Here is a 14,085-nt window from a genome sequence, read left to right on the forward strand (position 1 = left end):
AAACTGTTTCCATATAGCTCCGCTAGGCCCCGGCCTTGCGCGCAAAGCCCCAGGCCGCGTCCGAAAGCGGGCCGACCTGGGCCGCCATCGCCCGCGCATGGGCGCTGGCGGCGGTGCCGTCGCGCACCCGCCCGGCGATGCCCTGACAGATGGCCGCCAGCCGGAACAGATTATAGGCGAACAGCCAGTCCAGGTTCGTCGGCGCCGCCGTCGCGGTCTTCTGCGCATAGCGTTCGACCGTCTCCTCGACCGAAGGAATACCCAGCGCCTTCAGGTCCGCCCCGGCCAGGCCGTTGCGCAGGGACGCCGGAATGACCCAGGCGATCAGCAGATAGGAGAAGTCCGCCATCGGGTCGCCCAAGGTCGACAGCTCCCAGTCCAGCACCGCCCGCACCTTCGCCTCGGCCGGATCGAGGATCAGATTGTCGAGCCGGAAATCCCCATGCACGATCCGCGTCGGTCCCTCGGGCGGCAGGCTGTCGGGCAGGAAGGCGATCAGACGGTCCATGGCCGCGATCGGTTCGATCTCGGAGGCGCGATACTGTTTGGTCCAGCGCCCCACCTGGCGCGCGAAATAGTTCCCCGCCTTGCCGTAGTCGGCCAGGCCGACGGCGTCGGGCTCCAGTCGGTGCAGGGCCGCCAGCGTATCGACCTGGGCGTCATAGACGGCGCGGCGCTCCGGCGGCGTCAGGCCGGGCAGCTTCAAGTCCCAGAAGATGCGCCCCTCGACCTTCTCCATGACGTAGAAGATGGAGCCGACGACGCCATCATCCGTACACAGAGCATAGGGCCGCGCGACCGGAAAACCCTGGGCGTGCAGGGCGGAAATAACGGCGAACTCGCGGTCGACGGCGTGTGCGCTGGCCAGCAACGCGCCCGGCGGCTTGCGACGCAGCACATAGGTCCGGCCCGGCGTGGTCAGCTCATAGGTCGGGTTGGACTGGCCGCCCTTGAACTGACGCAGGGTCAGCGGCCCGGCGTAGCCCTCGACGTTCGCCGCCAGCCAGGCGTCCAGCGCCGCCTCGTCCAGCCGATGGCGGTCGTCCACCTCGCGCGTGCCCGAAAACGCGGTTTGAGCGTCCAATGCCTGTGAATCCGCGGCCTCGGTCATTCCCCCTCCTCCGGCTGGACGGCGATGATGGCCGCCCTGACCGCGCCGCGCCAGCCCTTGAGCAGCCGCGCCCGCTCCTCGGCTCCCATGCGCGGGGTCCAGACGGCGGGCGCCTCGGCCGGTGCGGTCCACAGGGCCTCGGTCAGGCCCACGCCATAGGCCGCCAGCCGCGCCGCCCCCATGGCCGTCATTTCCTGGAAAGCCGGCCGCTCCACCTCGACCTCGCAGATGTCGGCGATGAACTGCATGGCGAAGGCGTTGGCGGTGACGCCGCCGTCGACCTTGAGCCGCTTCAGCGGCGGCGCTCCGTCTCTGGTCAGGGCGTCCAGCAGATCGCGGGTCTGATAGGCCAGGCTCTCCAGCGCCGCACGGACCATGTGCGCCGGTCCGCTGTCGCGGGTCAGGCCGACGACCGTGCCCCGCGCCTCCGGCTCCCACCACGGCGCGCCCAGGCCGGTGAAGCCGGGGACCAGATAGACCCCCCCGTTGTCTTTCAGTGTCTGGGCCATGGCCTCGGACTGACGCGAGTCCGACAGCACCTTCAGCCCGTCGCGCAGCCACTGGATCGCCGATCCGGCCGAAAAGATGGACCCCTCCAGCGCATAGGCCGCCTCGCCGCCCGCCGCATAGCCCAGCGTCCCCAGCAGCCGCGAGGTCGAGGCCACAGGCGCCGCCCCGACATTGGCCACCAGAAAGGCGCCGGTGCCATAGGTGATCTTGGCGTCCCCCGCCGTCAGCGCCCCGTGTCCGACCAGCGCCGCGTGCTGATCCCCCGCCGAGCCATGAATGGGCAGGGCGCGCCCCAGCAGGGACGCCTCGGCCTCGCCCAGCAGGGCGTCGCAGTCGCGGATTTCCGGCAGGGCCTGCATCGGCACGCCAAACAGGTTGCACAGATCCTGGCGCCATGTGCGGGTCGTGAGGTCCATCAGGCTGGTGCGACTGGCGTTGGTGGCGTCGGTGACGTGGCTTTGTCCGCCGGTCAGCTTCCAGATCAGCCAGGCGTCGATCGTGCCCAGCTTGACCTCGCCGCGCGCCGCGCGCTCGCGCGCGCCGGGCACGGCGTCCAGCAGCCAGGCGTATTTCGAGGCCGAGAAATAGGGGTCGAGGATCAGGCCCGTCGCCGCCTGCACCATCGCCTCATGCCCTGCCGCCGCCAGCTTGCCCGTGGCCTCGGCCGTGCGCCGGTCCTGCCAGACGATGGCGCGGTGCAGGGGCTCGCCCGTCGCCGCGTCCCAGATCACCGAGGTCTCGCGCTGATTGGTGATGCCGATGGCGGCGAAGCGGCCGACGCCGCCCGCCTTCCTGACCACCTCGCGACAGGTCTGCAGAGTCGCGCGCCAGATCTCGGCCGCGTCATGCTCGACCCAACCCGACTGCGGGAAGTGCTGCGCCAGCTCGATCTGGCTGACGGCGACCGCATGAAAGGCCCCATCGGGCGAGACCTCAAACGCGATCGCCCGCGTCGAGGTCGTGCCCTGGTCGATGGCGAGGATCATATTTGCTTGCATGATGTGAGTTATGCAGAGCCTGCGCCGCGACGTAAGAGGGAAGCCATGCATACGCCCAGTTTCCAAGGCGTCGTCGACGCCGCCCGCCAGATCGCCCCCGCCGCCGTCCGCACGCCGCTGATCGCGCATCCGGCCCTGAACGAGGCCGTCGGCGGGCGCGTCCTGATGAAGGCCGAAACCTTTCAGGTCGCGGGCGCCTTCAAGTTCCGCGGCGCCTATAACCGCGTCAGCCGCCTGAGCGCCGAAGAAAAGACGCGCGGCGTCGTGGCCTATTCATCCGGCAACCATGCGCAGGGCGTGGCGGCGGCGGCCAAGTCGGTCGGCACGCCCGCCGTCATCGTCATGCCGTCCGACAGCCCGACGGTGAAGGTCGAGGGCGTGCGCGCCTTCGGCGGCGAGGTCCGCTTCTACGATCGCTGGACCGAAAGCCGCGAGGCCATCGGCGCCGAGATCGCGGCCGAGCGCGGCTCGGTGCTGGTCCCGCCGTTCGACGATCCCTTCATCATCGAGGGCCAGGGCACGGTCGGGCTGGAGATGCTGGAGCAAGCGGGCGTGCCGATGGACCAGTTGCTGTGCGGCGCCTCAGGCGGCGGGCTGATCGCCGGGATCAATCTGGTCATGGCCGAACAGAGCCCCGCCACCCGCGTCATCGTGGTCGAGCCCGAAGCCTTCGACGACACCCGCCGCTCGCTGGAGGCGGACGCCCGCACCGCCCATCCGCAAGGGTCGCCGTCCATCTGCGACGCCCTGATGGCGCCCATTCCGGGCGAACTGACCTGGCCGATCAACCGGCGCCTGGCGGGCGCCGCGACCGTCACCGACGCCGAGGTCGCCGAGGCCATGCGCTTCGCCTTCCGCTGGCTGAAGCTGGTCATAGAGCCGGGCGGCGCCGTGTCTCTGGCGGCCCTGCTGTCAGGCAAGGTCGAGGCGAAGGGGCTGACCACGGGCGTCGTCCTGTCGGGCGGCAACGTCGACCCCGGCCTGTTCAGCGAAATCATCGAGGGACGGTTCGAAGGGTAGGCCTTGCCTCCGCCCCCTCCCCGCGCAAGGCTGGCGCAAACGGGAGGGCGTCACATGACCAAGGCCAGCGAACTTCAATCCCTGATCGGTCAGGAGGTCGGCGTCAGCCGCTGGTTCGCGCTGGATCAGGCGCGCATCGACGCCTTCGCCGGACTGACCGAGGACGAGCAGTTCATCCACGTCGATCCCGAGCGCGCCAAGGCGACGCCCTTCGGCGGGACCATCGCGCACGGATTCCTGACCCTCAGCCTCGCCTCGGCCATGAGCATGGATGCGATCGCCCCGCTGGATGATCTGGTCATGGGGGTGAACTACGGCTTCGACCGCCTGCGCTTCCTCGCCCCGGCGCCGTCGGGATCGCGCGTGCGCGGCCGCTTCAAACTGCTGTCGACCGAGGACAAGGGCGGCGGCCGATGGCTGCTGAAGCACGAACTGACCGTCGAGATCGACGGCGGCGACAAGCCCGCCCTGATCGCCGAATGGCTGACGATGCAGGTGGTGAAGGCCTAGAGCCTCCCGTTCATCCCGGCGAGCGCCGGGGTGAGCGGAAATCCATGGGCGCCTATTCGCCCAGGCACCTCAGCGCCACTTCCAGATTGCGCAGGCCGTCTTCGCCGCTGACCGCCGCCGTCTCGCCGGTGCGGATGGCGTGGACGAAGGCCTCGTGCTCCTTCTTGAGCGGCTCGGCGGGCCAGGCGTTCAGCATCCGCGTCGAATAGGAGCCGTCCGGCTGCTGGCCGAAGAATTCCGTCACCTGACGGGTGATCAGGTCGGCGACGATGAAGCGGTTCTTGGTCGCCACCTGCAGGACGCGGGTCTTATAGGGCGTGACCCAGTTGGTGGTGATGTGGGCGATCACCCCATTGTCCATGCGGAACTGCAGCAGGGCCGAGTCCTCGCGCGAGGCATGGGTGTGGCCCAGCAGGGACTGGACCTCGGTCATCTCCGACCCGGTCAGATGGCGGATGATGTCGATGTCGTGCACGGCCAGGTCGATGACCACCCCGACCTCGCCCATGCGCGGCGGGAAGGGGCCGACGCGGGTGATCTGGATGGAGATGATCTCGTCGCCGTCGATGGCGCGCTTGACCGTCTCGACCGCCGGGTTGAAGCGCTCGACATGGCCGACCATCAGCACGCGGTCATTGGCCCTGGCCGCGTCGATCATGGCCTGGGCGTCAGAGACGGTGGCCGCGATCGGCTTCTCCACCAGCACATGGACGCCCGCGTTCAGCAGGGCCACGCCCAGTTCGGCGTGATAGCGGTTCGGCGTGGCGATGACGGCGGCGTCCAGTCCGGCGGCCACGAAGGCCTCGGCCGTCGTCACGGCGGTCGCCCCATAGGCGGCGGCCACGCCCTCGGCCGTCACGGCGTCCGGATCGAAGACGGTCGTCAGCTCGACGTCGCGCAGTTCGGCCAGAACGCGGGCGTGGTTGCGGCCCATGACGCCGGCGCCCGCGACGCCGATCTTGAGGGGGGTCTGATGGATGGTCATGCGGATCAGGCCTTGAAGCTGGCGACGGCGGCGATGATGCGGTCCTGCGTCGCCGCGTCCAGATCAGCGTGCATCGGCAGACTGATCACCACATCCTTCAGCCGCTCGGTGACGGGCAGGCCGCCCGCGCCGCGCGGATAATGCTCATAGGCGGGCTGAAGGTGCAGCGGGATCGGATAATAGACCGCCGTCGGCACGCCCTGTTCCTTCAGGTGCGCGGCCAGGGCGTCGCGGTCGGAGTGCTCGACCGTGTACTGCGCCCAGTTGGAGACCTTGCCCGCCGGAACGTCCGGAACCTTGGCGACGTGGGGACGGAGGCCTTCGTTGTAGCGGGCGGCGGCGGCGTTGCGCCACTCGATCTCCTGCGCGAAGACCTTCAGCTTCTCGATCAGGACGGCGGCCTGGATGGTGTCCAGACGGCTGTTCAGGCCGATGCGCATGTTCAGATATTTGGGGTCATGGTCGAAGGTGCGGTCCTTCAGGTCGACGCCCACCGCCTTGCCGTGAACCCGGATGGAATCCATCAGCTGGGCCAGGTCGTCGTCATTGGTCAGCACCGCCCCGCCGTCGCCGTAGCAGCCCAGCGGCTTGGCCGGGAAGAAGCTGGTGGTGGTCACATCGGCCCATTCCAGCGGATGCGCGCCGTCGATGGTGCAGCCGAAGCCCTGGGCCGAATCCGAGATCAGCTTCAGGCCGTGCTTGTCGCAGATCGCCTTGATCGCCGGATAGTCGGCGGGCTGGCCGAACAGGTCGACGGCGATGACCACGCGCGGGGTCAGGCGGCCTTCGGCCTTGATCCCTTCGATGGCGCGCTCCAGCGCCGCCGGGTCCATGTTGTAGGTGCTCTGGTCCACGTCGACGAAGACCGGCTCGGCGTCGAACCAGGGCACGACCTCGGCGGTGGCGGCGAAGGTGAAGCTGGGGACGAAGACCGCGTCCCCGCGCCCGATTCCCCAGGCCATCAGCGGCAGGGCCAGGGCGTCGGTGCCGTTGGCGCAGCCCAGGGCGTGCTTCGCCTTGCCGAAGGCGGCCAGGTCGGCCTCGAACTGGCGCACCTGCGGGCCCATGACCCAGGCGCCGCCGACGACGGCCTCCTGAACGGCGGCCTCGATCTTGCCGCCGAGGCGCAGACGCTGGGCCTGAAGGTCGATGAAGGGAATGGTCATTGCGATGTCGCTCTCTCGATGGGGCCGGCGCAGCGGGGAATCGTCTTCCGGGGCGCGGACGCGAAGGCGGGTCGTCTGTGTCAGCCTGCGTCCTAGCAAAGCGGCGGGGTGCTGAACAAACCCCCCGGAGTCACTTCGCGTTGCGCGATGCAACGAAAGGGCGGCTTGGCAAAGTCGGGAGCGCCGCCTAAGCCGGAGCCATGAGCTTCGACGCCGCCGCCAGGAACCGGGTCCATGACTGGCTGTTCGGCCAGGCCCTGCCGCTGTGGGCGGCGGCAGGGATCGACGATCAGGACCGCTTCTTCGAGAAGCTGGACTTCAATGGGCGGCCCGTCATGGGCGTCCCCCGCCGCACCCGCGTCCAGGCGCGCCAGACCTATGTCTTCATCCAGGCCGTCGCGCTGGGCTGGACCGAGGGCGAGCCCGTCGCCCGCGCCGCGCTGGACGCCCTGATCCGCAACAACCGCCGGGACGACGGCCTGTGGGTGCGCGCCACGGACGACGCAGGGGTCGTGATCGACGCCACGCCCGACCTCTATGACCTGGCCTTCGTCCTGTTCGCCCTGGCCGCCGCGCACCGCGTGCTGAAGGACGAACAGGCGCAGCCGCTGGCGCTGGAGACGCTGGCGGCCATCCAGGCGCAGATGGCCGACCCGGTCCACGGCGGCTGGCAGGAGGCCCTGCCCCCGGTCTTGCCGCGCCGCCAGAACCCGCACATGCACATGCTGGAGGCCCTGCTGGCCTGGCAGGCGACAGCGCCCGATCCGGCCTTTGAAACGGCGGCGCGCTCGGTGCTGGACCTGTTCAACCGGCGCTTCTTCGACCGCGAGCATCTGATGCTGGGCGAGTTCTACGAGGCCGACTGGAGCCCGCGCCCCGGCTCAGAAGGTCAATGCATCGAGCCGGGGCACCACATGGAATGGGTCTGGCTGCTGGGCGAAGCCGCGCGTCTCGGCCTGCCGGACCTGAGCTCTCTCGCGCGGGCTCTCTACACCAGCGCCCTGACCTGCGGGGTCCGCGCGGATGGGCTGGCCGTGCGCGAGATCAACCGGATCGGCCAGGTCCGCGACGGCGGCGTACGCCTGTGGGCCCAGACCGAGCTTCTGCGCGTCCTGCATGCGCGCGGCGAACACCTCAGGGCGGCCGGATTGATCGATCGCCTGTTCGAGACCCACCTGGCCACGACGACGCCCGGCCTGTGGATCGACGCCTTTGACGCCGAGGGACGGCCGCTGGACGCCGCCGTTCCCGCCTCGAGCCTCTATCACCTGATGACCGCCTTCTCGGCCCTGTTGACGGAGCCCGCATGACCCAGCGCCCCGCCGCCTTCCTCGACCGCGACGGCGTGCTGATCGTCGACAGCGGCTATCCGCACCGGCCCGATCAACTGGTGCTGATCCCCGGCGCAGCCGATGCGGTGAAGCGACTGAACGCGGCGGGCTATGTCACCGTCATCGTCACCAACCAGTCGGGCGTGGCGCGCGGCATGTTCAGCGAAGAGACCATGCACGACTTCAACCGCCGGCTGGTCGCGCGGCTGGCCGAAGGCGGCGGACGCATCGACGCCGTCTACGCCTGCCCCTTCCATTCTGAAGCGGCGGACGAACGCTATCGCCACCCCGACCACCCCGACCGCAAGCCCAATCCCGGCATGTTGCTGAGGGCCGCCGCCGAGCACGACCTCGACCTCTCCCGCTCGTTGATGATCGGCGACCAGCCGTCCGACATGGAGGCGGCGCGACGCGCGGGCGTGACGGGCCACCGCTTCACCGAGGGCGATCTCGATCAATTCATCCGCGATCTGCCGCTCGCCTGATCGCTATTCCGCAATCGATGAATTAACGTCGCTCGAACGGAACTGCTGTTCGGAGACGATCCATGCCGATGACCACCCCGCTGGCCGACCGCTACGTCGAGCGGCGCTGGACCTCGCCGGACGGATTGAACCTCTATGCGCGCGACTACGCCCCGGCCGAAGGTCCGGCGCGCCTGCCGGTCATCGCCATCCACGGCCTGACGCGCAACAGCGCCGATTTCGGCGTCATCGCCGGCCTGATCGCCCACAGCGGCCGCCGCGTCCTGGCCGTCGACGTGCGCGGGCGCGGACGCTCGGACCGGGCGTCCGATCCCATGACCTATACGCCGGACGTCTATGCGAAGGATGTCATGGCCCTGATGGAGCAGGCCGGGATCGAGAAGGCGGTCTTCCTCGGCACCTCCATGGGCGGGCTGATCACCCTGGCGCTGACGGCGTTGAAGCCCAAGGCCATCGCCGCCGCCATCCTCAACGACGTCGGCCCCGAGGTCGCGGCCGAGGGCCTGGCCCGCATCGCCGCCTATACCGGCCAGCCGGTCGTAATCGAAAGCTGGGACGACGCGACCGCCTACGCCCGCCGGATCAATGAGGCGGCCTTCCCCGACTATACGGACGCCGACTGGGCCGCCTTCGCCCGCCGCGTCTTCCGCGAGGGGACCGAAGGGGCGCCCGTGCTGGACTATGACCCCGACATCGCGGCGCCGATCAAGGCGGCGGGGTCCAAGGCCCTGGTTCCCAACCTTTGGCCCTCGTTCCGGGCGCTGGCGCGCAAGAAGCCGACCCTGCTGGTGCGCGGCGGAACCTCGGACCTGCTCAGTTCCGCCATCGCCGACAAGATGAAGAAGGCCGCCCCCGCCATGGCTTATGCCGAGGTTCCCGGCGTCGGCCACGCCCCCATGCTGGACGAGCCAGAGGCGCGCGCGGCCATCTTCGAGTTTCTGGCGGAGGTGGGCTGAATCAGCCTGCTGGGCCTCAAGTAGCGCGAAGCGCGGTAGGCCCCCTAAATTATGCCTTCTTCACGAACTCCGTGCGCAGGACCAGGCCGCGCACCTTCTCGACGTTGGCCTCGATTTCGTCGGGGTCGCCGGTCAGGCGGATGTTCTTGACCAGGGTGCCGCGCTTCAACGTCACCCCGCCCGAGCCCTTGACCTTCAGATCCTTGATCAGGGTCACGCTGTCGCCGTCCGACAGGAGGTTGCCGTTGGAGTCCTTGGTGACGTCGTCGCTCATGATCAGTCCTGTCTGAATGGAAGAAGGGCCGCCGCATCAGCGACGGCCCTCGTTTCAACTGGCCTATTCCCCCTGACGCGCCTGAGCAAGGGCGATGCGCGCCTGAAGATGCTCGTCCTGGGCCGTAGCGGCGGAAATGGCGTTGAACCGCTCGATCTCAAGGCCCGAGTTCTGGATGGCGGCGGCCATCTGGGCCTGCTGTTCCGCGTTCGGTTGGGCGCCGTTCAAAGCGCGGGCGATGCCCGAGATCTCGCCCATGGCGGCGGCGAACTGACCGGCTTCGGCGTCGGTGACGCCGGCCCCGACCGAGCCGGGCGCGGACGGCGTCGCGCCCGCCACAGCCGCGCGGGCCTGCAGCATCGGGTCAGCCGAAACGGCGGCCGAAATGGCGTTGAACCGCTCGACGGCCAGGCCCGAGTTCTGCACGGCGCCGGCCATCTGGGCCTGTTGATCCTCGGTGGGCGTTCCGTTCTGGACGGTCGCGGCCACGCTCTGAACGGTCTTCATGGCGGCGGCGAACTGGGTCAGTTCGGCGTCGGTCGGTTCACCGGCTGCCGCTGCGGCGGCAGGCGCGGGCGAGGCGTCCTGCGCCAGGGCGGGCGCAGCGGTCAGGAATAGGGCGGCCAGAATGGCGGTCGGGGCGGCGGCCGTTGCAAAACGCATGGCGTATCCTTCTTCAGCCCCGAACGCTCAGCCCAAGGCTGACCCGGACAGATCCGGGCTCTCCCGCACGACCGGGTGTGTCAGGCTCACAGAGGGCGGGGAGAAGAAAACGCTAACCCGCGCCGTGCGGGCGGGTAAACCCCAGGCAGGTCGTTTCAACCCCCGCGCGCATCAGCCCGGCGTATTGGCGTCCAGTTCGTCCAGCCACACCCGCGCCGAGGAATCCGACGGCGCCCGCCAGTCGCCGCGCGGCGACAGCGACCCGCCCGTGACCACCTTCGGCCCGTTCGGCACGGCGGAACGCTTGAACTGGCTGGTCTGGAAGAAACGGATCAGGAACTTCCGCAGCCACCCCTTGATGGTCGGCAGGTCATAGGCGACGCGCTCGCCTTGCGGCAGGCCGACCGGCCAACTCCCCGTCGCCGCATCGCCCCAGGCCTGATGCGCCAGATAGGCGACCTTGGACGGCTTCAGGCCGAAGCGGCTGATGTAGAACAGGAAGAAGTCGTTCAGCGCATATGGGCCGACAATGCTCTGCGTCGACTGGATCGCGCCGTCGGCGCCCGCCGGCACCAGTTCTGGCGAAATCTCCGTGGCCAGGATGGCGTGCAGCGTCGGGGTCGCCGCCTCGCCGACCAGGCCGCGCTCAGCCACCCAGCGGATCAGGTGCTGGATCAGGGTCTTCGCCACCCCGCCGTTGACGTTGTAGTGGCTCATGTGGTCGCCGACGCCATAGGTGCACCAGCCCAGCGCCAGTTCCGACAGGTCGCCGGTGCCCAGCACGAAGCCGTGGTTCTGATTGGCCAGGCGGAACAGATAGTCGGTGCGCAGGCCCGCCTGGACGTTCTCGAAGGTGATGTCGTGCACCAGCTCGCCATTCGAGAATGGATGGCCGATGTCGCGCAGCATCTGTTCGGCGGCGGGGCGAATGTCGATCTCGGCCCCCGTCACCCCCAGCGCCTTCATCAGCGCCCAGGCGTTCGACTTCGTCCCGTCCGAGGTGGCGAACCCCGGCATGGTGAAGGCCAGGATGCCGGTGCGCGGCAGCTCCAGCCGATCAAAGGCGCGGCAGGCGACCAGCAAGGCCTGCGTCGAATCGAGCCCGCCCGAGACGCCGATCACCAGCGTCTTCGACCCCGTCGCCGTCATCCGCCGCATCAGGCCCTGGACCTGAATGTTGAAGGCCTCGAAGCAGTCCTGATCCAGACGCGCGGCGTCGTCCGGCACGAAGGGGAAGCGGTCCAGCGGACGGATCAGGGCGTCGGTCGCCCCCTCCCCCGCCTCGAACGGCACCACCGTCGCGGCCTCGCCTTCAATCCGCGCGCAGTCGGCGAAGGTGCCGTTGCGCAACCGGTCCAGACCGATGCGGTCCACGTCCACGTCGGCGACCGTCAGATGGCTGTGCAGGGCGAAGCGTTCGCCCTCGGCCAGCCGCGTCCCCAGTTCATGAATGGTCGCCTGACCATCCCACGCCAGATCCGTCGTACTCTCGCCCCAGCCCGAGGCGGCGAAGACATAGGCCGACAGGGTGCGCGCCGACTGGCTGGCGCACAGCAGGGCGCGCTCGTCCGCCTTACCGATGACGATGTTGGAGGCCGAGAGATTGCACAGGATGCGCGCCCCCGCGAGCGCCGCCCGCGTCGACGGCGGCTGCGGCGCCCAGAAGTCCTCGCAGATCTCGACGGCGAAGACGAAGCCCGGACGGTTCGTCGCCTCGAAGATCAGGCCCGGCGCGAAATCGACGCTCGCACCGTTCAGGACGACAGCGTCCTCGCTGCGGCTGGCGGCGGGCGCGAACCAGCGCTTCTCATAATATTCGCGGTAGTTGGGCAGATAGGTCTTCGGGACCACGCCCAGCACCTCGCCCCCGCCCAGCACCACGGCGCAGTTGAACAGGGCGTCGCCGTTGCGGACCGGCGCGCCGATGACGGCGATGACGCCCGCCTCGTCCGCGACCTGGGTCAGATGCGCGATCTGGCGCTCGACCTCTTCCAGCAGGGCCGCCTGCATGTGCAGGTCGTCGATGGCGTAGGCGCTCAAGGACAGTTCGGGGAAGACCAGCAGGTCTGCACCCGCCTCGCCCGCCTGACGGATCAGCCGTTCGTGTTCCCCGGCGTTGGCGGCCGGGTCGGCGACATGGACCACCGGCGTCGCGGCGGCGACGCGCACGAAGCCGTGGCTGCGCGGGGCGTGGAAGGAATGCGTCTCAGACTTCGCCATCTATTTTCCGCTCATCCCGGCCGACGCCGGGAGCCAGTGAGAGCCATAGGCACAGACCTTGCGGCCTTCCCGATCAATATAGGGTTGCGCCGCGAAGCCAAAGCACTGGCTCCCGGCGTCGGCCGGGATGAGCGGTTTGTAGTGACCTGCGAACCGCTGTCGGCTAAGGCTCACGTCATGAGCGATACGCCCAAAAAAGGCTGGTTCCAGCGGCTGAGCGAAGGCCTGTCCCGGTCTTCGAAACAGATGACCGATCAGGTCGTCTCGACCTTCGTCAAAGAGCCCCTCTCGGAGGAGGCGCTGGAGCGGCTGGAAGAGCATCTGATCGAGAGCGATCTCGGCCCCGCCGCCTCGGCCCGCATCGTCGAGCGCTTCCGCGAGCTGCGCTTCGGTAAGACCTCCGACGAGCGCGAGATCAAGGAGGCCCTGGCCGAGGCCGTGGCCGCCGAACTGACGCCGCGTCAGGCGACCTTCGACCCGCTGTCGGGGCCCAAGCCCTATGTCGTCCTGTTCGTCGGCGTGAACGGCTCGGGCAAGACCACGACCCTGGGCAAGATCGCCTCGGACCTGACGGCCAAGGGCGCCAAGGTGATGATCGTCGCCGGCGACACCTTCCGCGCCGCCGCCCGCGAACAGCTCAAGGTCTGGGCCGACCGCGCCGGCGCCCATTTCGAGAGCCGCCGCGACGGCGCCGACGCCGCCGGCCTGGCCTTCGACGCCTTCGCCAAGGCCAAGGAAGAAGGCTTCGACGTCGTGCTGATCGACACGGCCGGGCGGCTGCAGAACAAGTCGACCCTGATGGACGAACTGCTGAAGATCGTGCGCGTGCTGAAGAAGGTCGACCCCGACGCCCCGCACGAGACCCTGCTGGTGCTGGACGCCACCGTCGGCCGCAATGCGCTGGAGCAGGAAAAGATCTTCGGCCGCACCGCCTATGTCTCGGGCGTGGTGATGACCAAGCTGGACGGCACCGCGCGCGGCGGCGTCCTGGTGCCCGTGGCCCAGGCCTCGGACGCCCCGATCAAGCTGATCGGCGTCGGCGAAGGGGTCGAGGATCTGCAACCGTTCGACGCCCGCGCGTTTTCCCGATCCCTGGTCGGGCTTGAGGACTGAAGCGTATGAGTGAAGCGACCGAAACCAAGCGCCCGCAGTGGATTCGTCAGGCCGTCGACTTCGGCGCCCTGGTCGCCTTCATGGCCGCCTATTTCATCACCCGCGACATGATCAAGGCGACCTGGGTTCTGGTCATCGCCTCGATCATCGCCCTGGCCGTCGGCTTCGTGCTGGAGCGGCGCCTGGCGCCCATGCCCCTGATCACCGGCGGCTTCGCCCTGGTGTTCGGGATCCTGACCATCGTCACCGACGACGACCTGTTCGTGAAGCTGAAGCTGACGGTGCAGAACGGCCTGCTGGCCGCCGTCCTGCTGGGCTCGCTGCCGCTGAAGAAGTATCCGTTCAAGGCCCTGCTGGGCTCGGCCATCAAGGTGACGGACGAGGCCTGGCGCAAGCTGACCTTCCGCTACGGCCTCTACTTCCTGGCCGTCGCCATCGCCAATGAGGTGTTCCGCAGCCCGACCGCCGTCACCGCCATCTGGTCGACGCTGAACCTGGGAACGCCCGACCCCAACGGCGTCTGGACGGCCTTCCGCGGCGTGCTGTGGATCGCGGCCTCCATCTTCGGCCTGTCCCAGGTGCCGCTGATCCTGAAGAACATGACCAAGGACGAGGAACGCGGCCCCGTCTCCCCCGACACGGGTCTCTGACGGTCGCCCCGACACCTTTCGTCATCCTCAGGTCAAGCCCGAGGATGACGGAGGCATAGAGGGACTCGACCATCCATTCCCGGGCCTCAAGTA

General features: G+C 68.9%; 14 protein-coding genes. 7 read left to right on the top strand and 7 right to left on the bottom strand.

What is annotated here, in order from left to right; translation table 11 throughout:
- Positions 1 to 22: 22 nt before the first annotated feature.
- Together BJP32_RS14545 and glpK are read right to left on the bottom strand one after the other, a co-directional pair.
- Positions 23 to 1,111 (bottom strand): phosphotransferase family protein, encoded by a 1,089-nt coding sequence (locus BJP32_RS14545; RefSeq protein WP_076224627.1) that lies wholly within the window; start codon positions 1,109 to 1,111, stop codon positions 23 to 25.
- Complete coding sequence (glpK, locus tag BJP32_RS14550; protein WP_076224628.1) at positions 1,108 to 2,607, bottom strand: glycerol kinase GlpK; 1,500 nt, start codon at positions 2,605 to 2,607, stop codon at positions 1,108 to 1,110. Before glpK ends, BJP32_RS14545 begins: the two co-directional genes overlap by 4 nt.
- Before the next feature lie 57 nt (positions 2,608 to 2,664).
- Here glpK and BJP32_RS14555 point away from each other — a divergent pair, with 57 nt between their 5' ends.
- Together BJP32_RS14555 and BJP32_RS14560 are read left to right on the top strand one after the other, a co-directional pair.
- A complete protein-coding gene (locus tag BJP32_RS14555; protein WP_046652756.1) occupies positions 2,665 to 3,639 on the top strand; it encodes a threonine/serine dehydratase in 975 nt (324 codons plus the stop codon).
- A 54-nt stretch (positions 3,640 to 3,693) separates the two neighbouring features.
- A complete protein-coding gene (locus tag BJP32_RS14560) occupies positions 3,694 to 4,149 on the top strand; it encodes a MaoC family dehydratase (protein ID WP_046652755.1) in 456 nt (151 codons plus the stop codon).
- 52 nt (positions 4,150 to 4,201) lie between these two features.
- Here the strand turns inward: BJP32_RS14560 and BJP32_RS14565 are convergent, their stop codons facing one another.
- Positions 4,202 to 5,134, bottom strand: coding sequence for a Gfo/Idh/MocA family protein (locus tag BJP32_RS14565; RefSeq protein ID WP_046652754.1), 933 nt, complete (start codon positions 5,132 to 5,134; stop codon positions 4,202 to 4,204).
- A gap of 5 nt (positions 5,135 to 5,139) precedes the next feature.
- A complete protein-coding gene (locus tag BJP32_RS14570; RefSeq protein WP_046652753.1) occupies positions 5,140 to 6,300 on the bottom strand; it encodes a DegT/DnrJ/EryC1/StrS aminotransferase family protein in 1,161 nt (386 codons plus the stop codon).
- A 200-nt stretch (positions 6,301 to 6,500) separates the two neighbouring features.
- Between BJP32_RS14570 and BJP32_RS14575 the strand changes: the two genes are divergently transcribed.
- The 3 genes from BJP32_RS14575 to BJP32_RS14585 all read left to right on the top strand — a co-directional run bounded on the left by BJP32_RS14575 (position 6,501) and on the right by BJP32_RS14585 (position 9,072).
- A complete protein-coding gene (locus BJP32_RS14575) occupies positions 6,501 to 7,610 on the top strand; it encodes an AGE family epimerase/isomerase (protein WP_046652752.1) in 1,110 nt (369 codons plus the stop codon).
- The gene (locus tag BJP32_RS14580) at positions 7,607 to 8,116 is read left to right on the top strand and encodes an HAD-IIIA family hydrolase (protein WP_046652751.1); all 510 of its coding nucleotides are present in this window, start codon (positions 7,607 to 7,609) and stop codon (positions 8,114 to 8,116) included. The genes BJP32_RS14575 and BJP32_RS14580 overlap by 4 nt, the downstream gene beginning before the upstream one ends.
- Positions 8,117 to 8,178: 62 nt before the next feature.
- Positions 8,179 to 9,072 (top strand): alpha/beta fold hydrolase, encoded by an 894-nt coding sequence (locus BJP32_RS14585; RefSeq protein WP_046652750.1) that lies wholly within the window; start codon positions 8,179 to 8,181, stop codon positions 9,070 to 9,072.
- A 49-nt stretch (positions 9,073 to 9,121) separates the two neighbouring features.
- On the opposite strand, the gene BJP32_RS14590 is transcribed toward BJP32_RS14585, so the two are convergent.
- The 3 genes from BJP32_RS14590 to BJP32_RS14600 form a co-directional block, all read right to left on the bottom strand.
- Entirely contained in the window at positions 9,122 to 9,346 is a 225-nt protein-coding gene (locus BJP32_RS14590; RefSeq protein ID WP_003166615.1) for an alkylphosphonate utilization protein, read from the bottom strand.
- A gap of 63 nt (positions 9,347 to 9,409) precedes the next feature.
- Positions 9,410 to 10,009 (bottom strand): DUF4168 domain-containing protein, encoded by a 600-nt coding sequence (locus BJP32_RS14595; RefSeq protein ID WP_046652749.1) that lies wholly within the window; start codon positions 10,007 to 10,009, stop codon positions 9,410 to 9,412.
- Between the two features lie 171 nt (positions 10,010 to 10,180).
- A complete protein-coding gene (locus BJP32_RS14600) occupies positions 10,181 to 12,229 on the bottom strand; it encodes an NAD(+) synthase (RefSeq protein ID WP_076224630.1) in 2,049 nt (682 codons plus the stop codon).
- A gap of 177 nt (positions 12,230 to 12,406) precedes the next feature.
- Here BJP32_RS14600 and ftsY point away from each other — a divergent pair, with 177 nt between their 5' ends.
- Both ftsY and BJP32_RS14610 read left to right on the top strand, forming a co-directional pair.
- Positions 12,407 to 13,342, top strand: coding sequence for a signal recognition particle-docking protein FtsY (ftsY, locus tag BJP32_RS14605; protein ID WP_076224632.1), 936 nt, complete (start codon positions 12,407 to 12,409; stop codon positions 13,340 to 13,342).
- Positions 13,343 to 13,347: 5 nt separating this feature from the next.
- Positions 13,348 to 13,992, top strand: coding sequence for an inner membrane-spanning protein YciB (locus tag BJP32_RS14610; RefSeq protein WP_003166610.1), 645 nt, complete (start codon positions 13,348 to 13,350; stop codon positions 13,990 to 13,992).
- Positions 13,993 to 14,085 lie beyond the last annotated feature (93 nt).

The organism is Brevundimonas sp. ZS04, from assembly GCF_001956865.1.
Classification (GTDB): domain Bacteria; phylum Pseudomonadota; class Alphaproteobacteria; order Caulobacterales; family Caulobacteraceae; genus Brevundimonas; species Brevundimonas diminuta.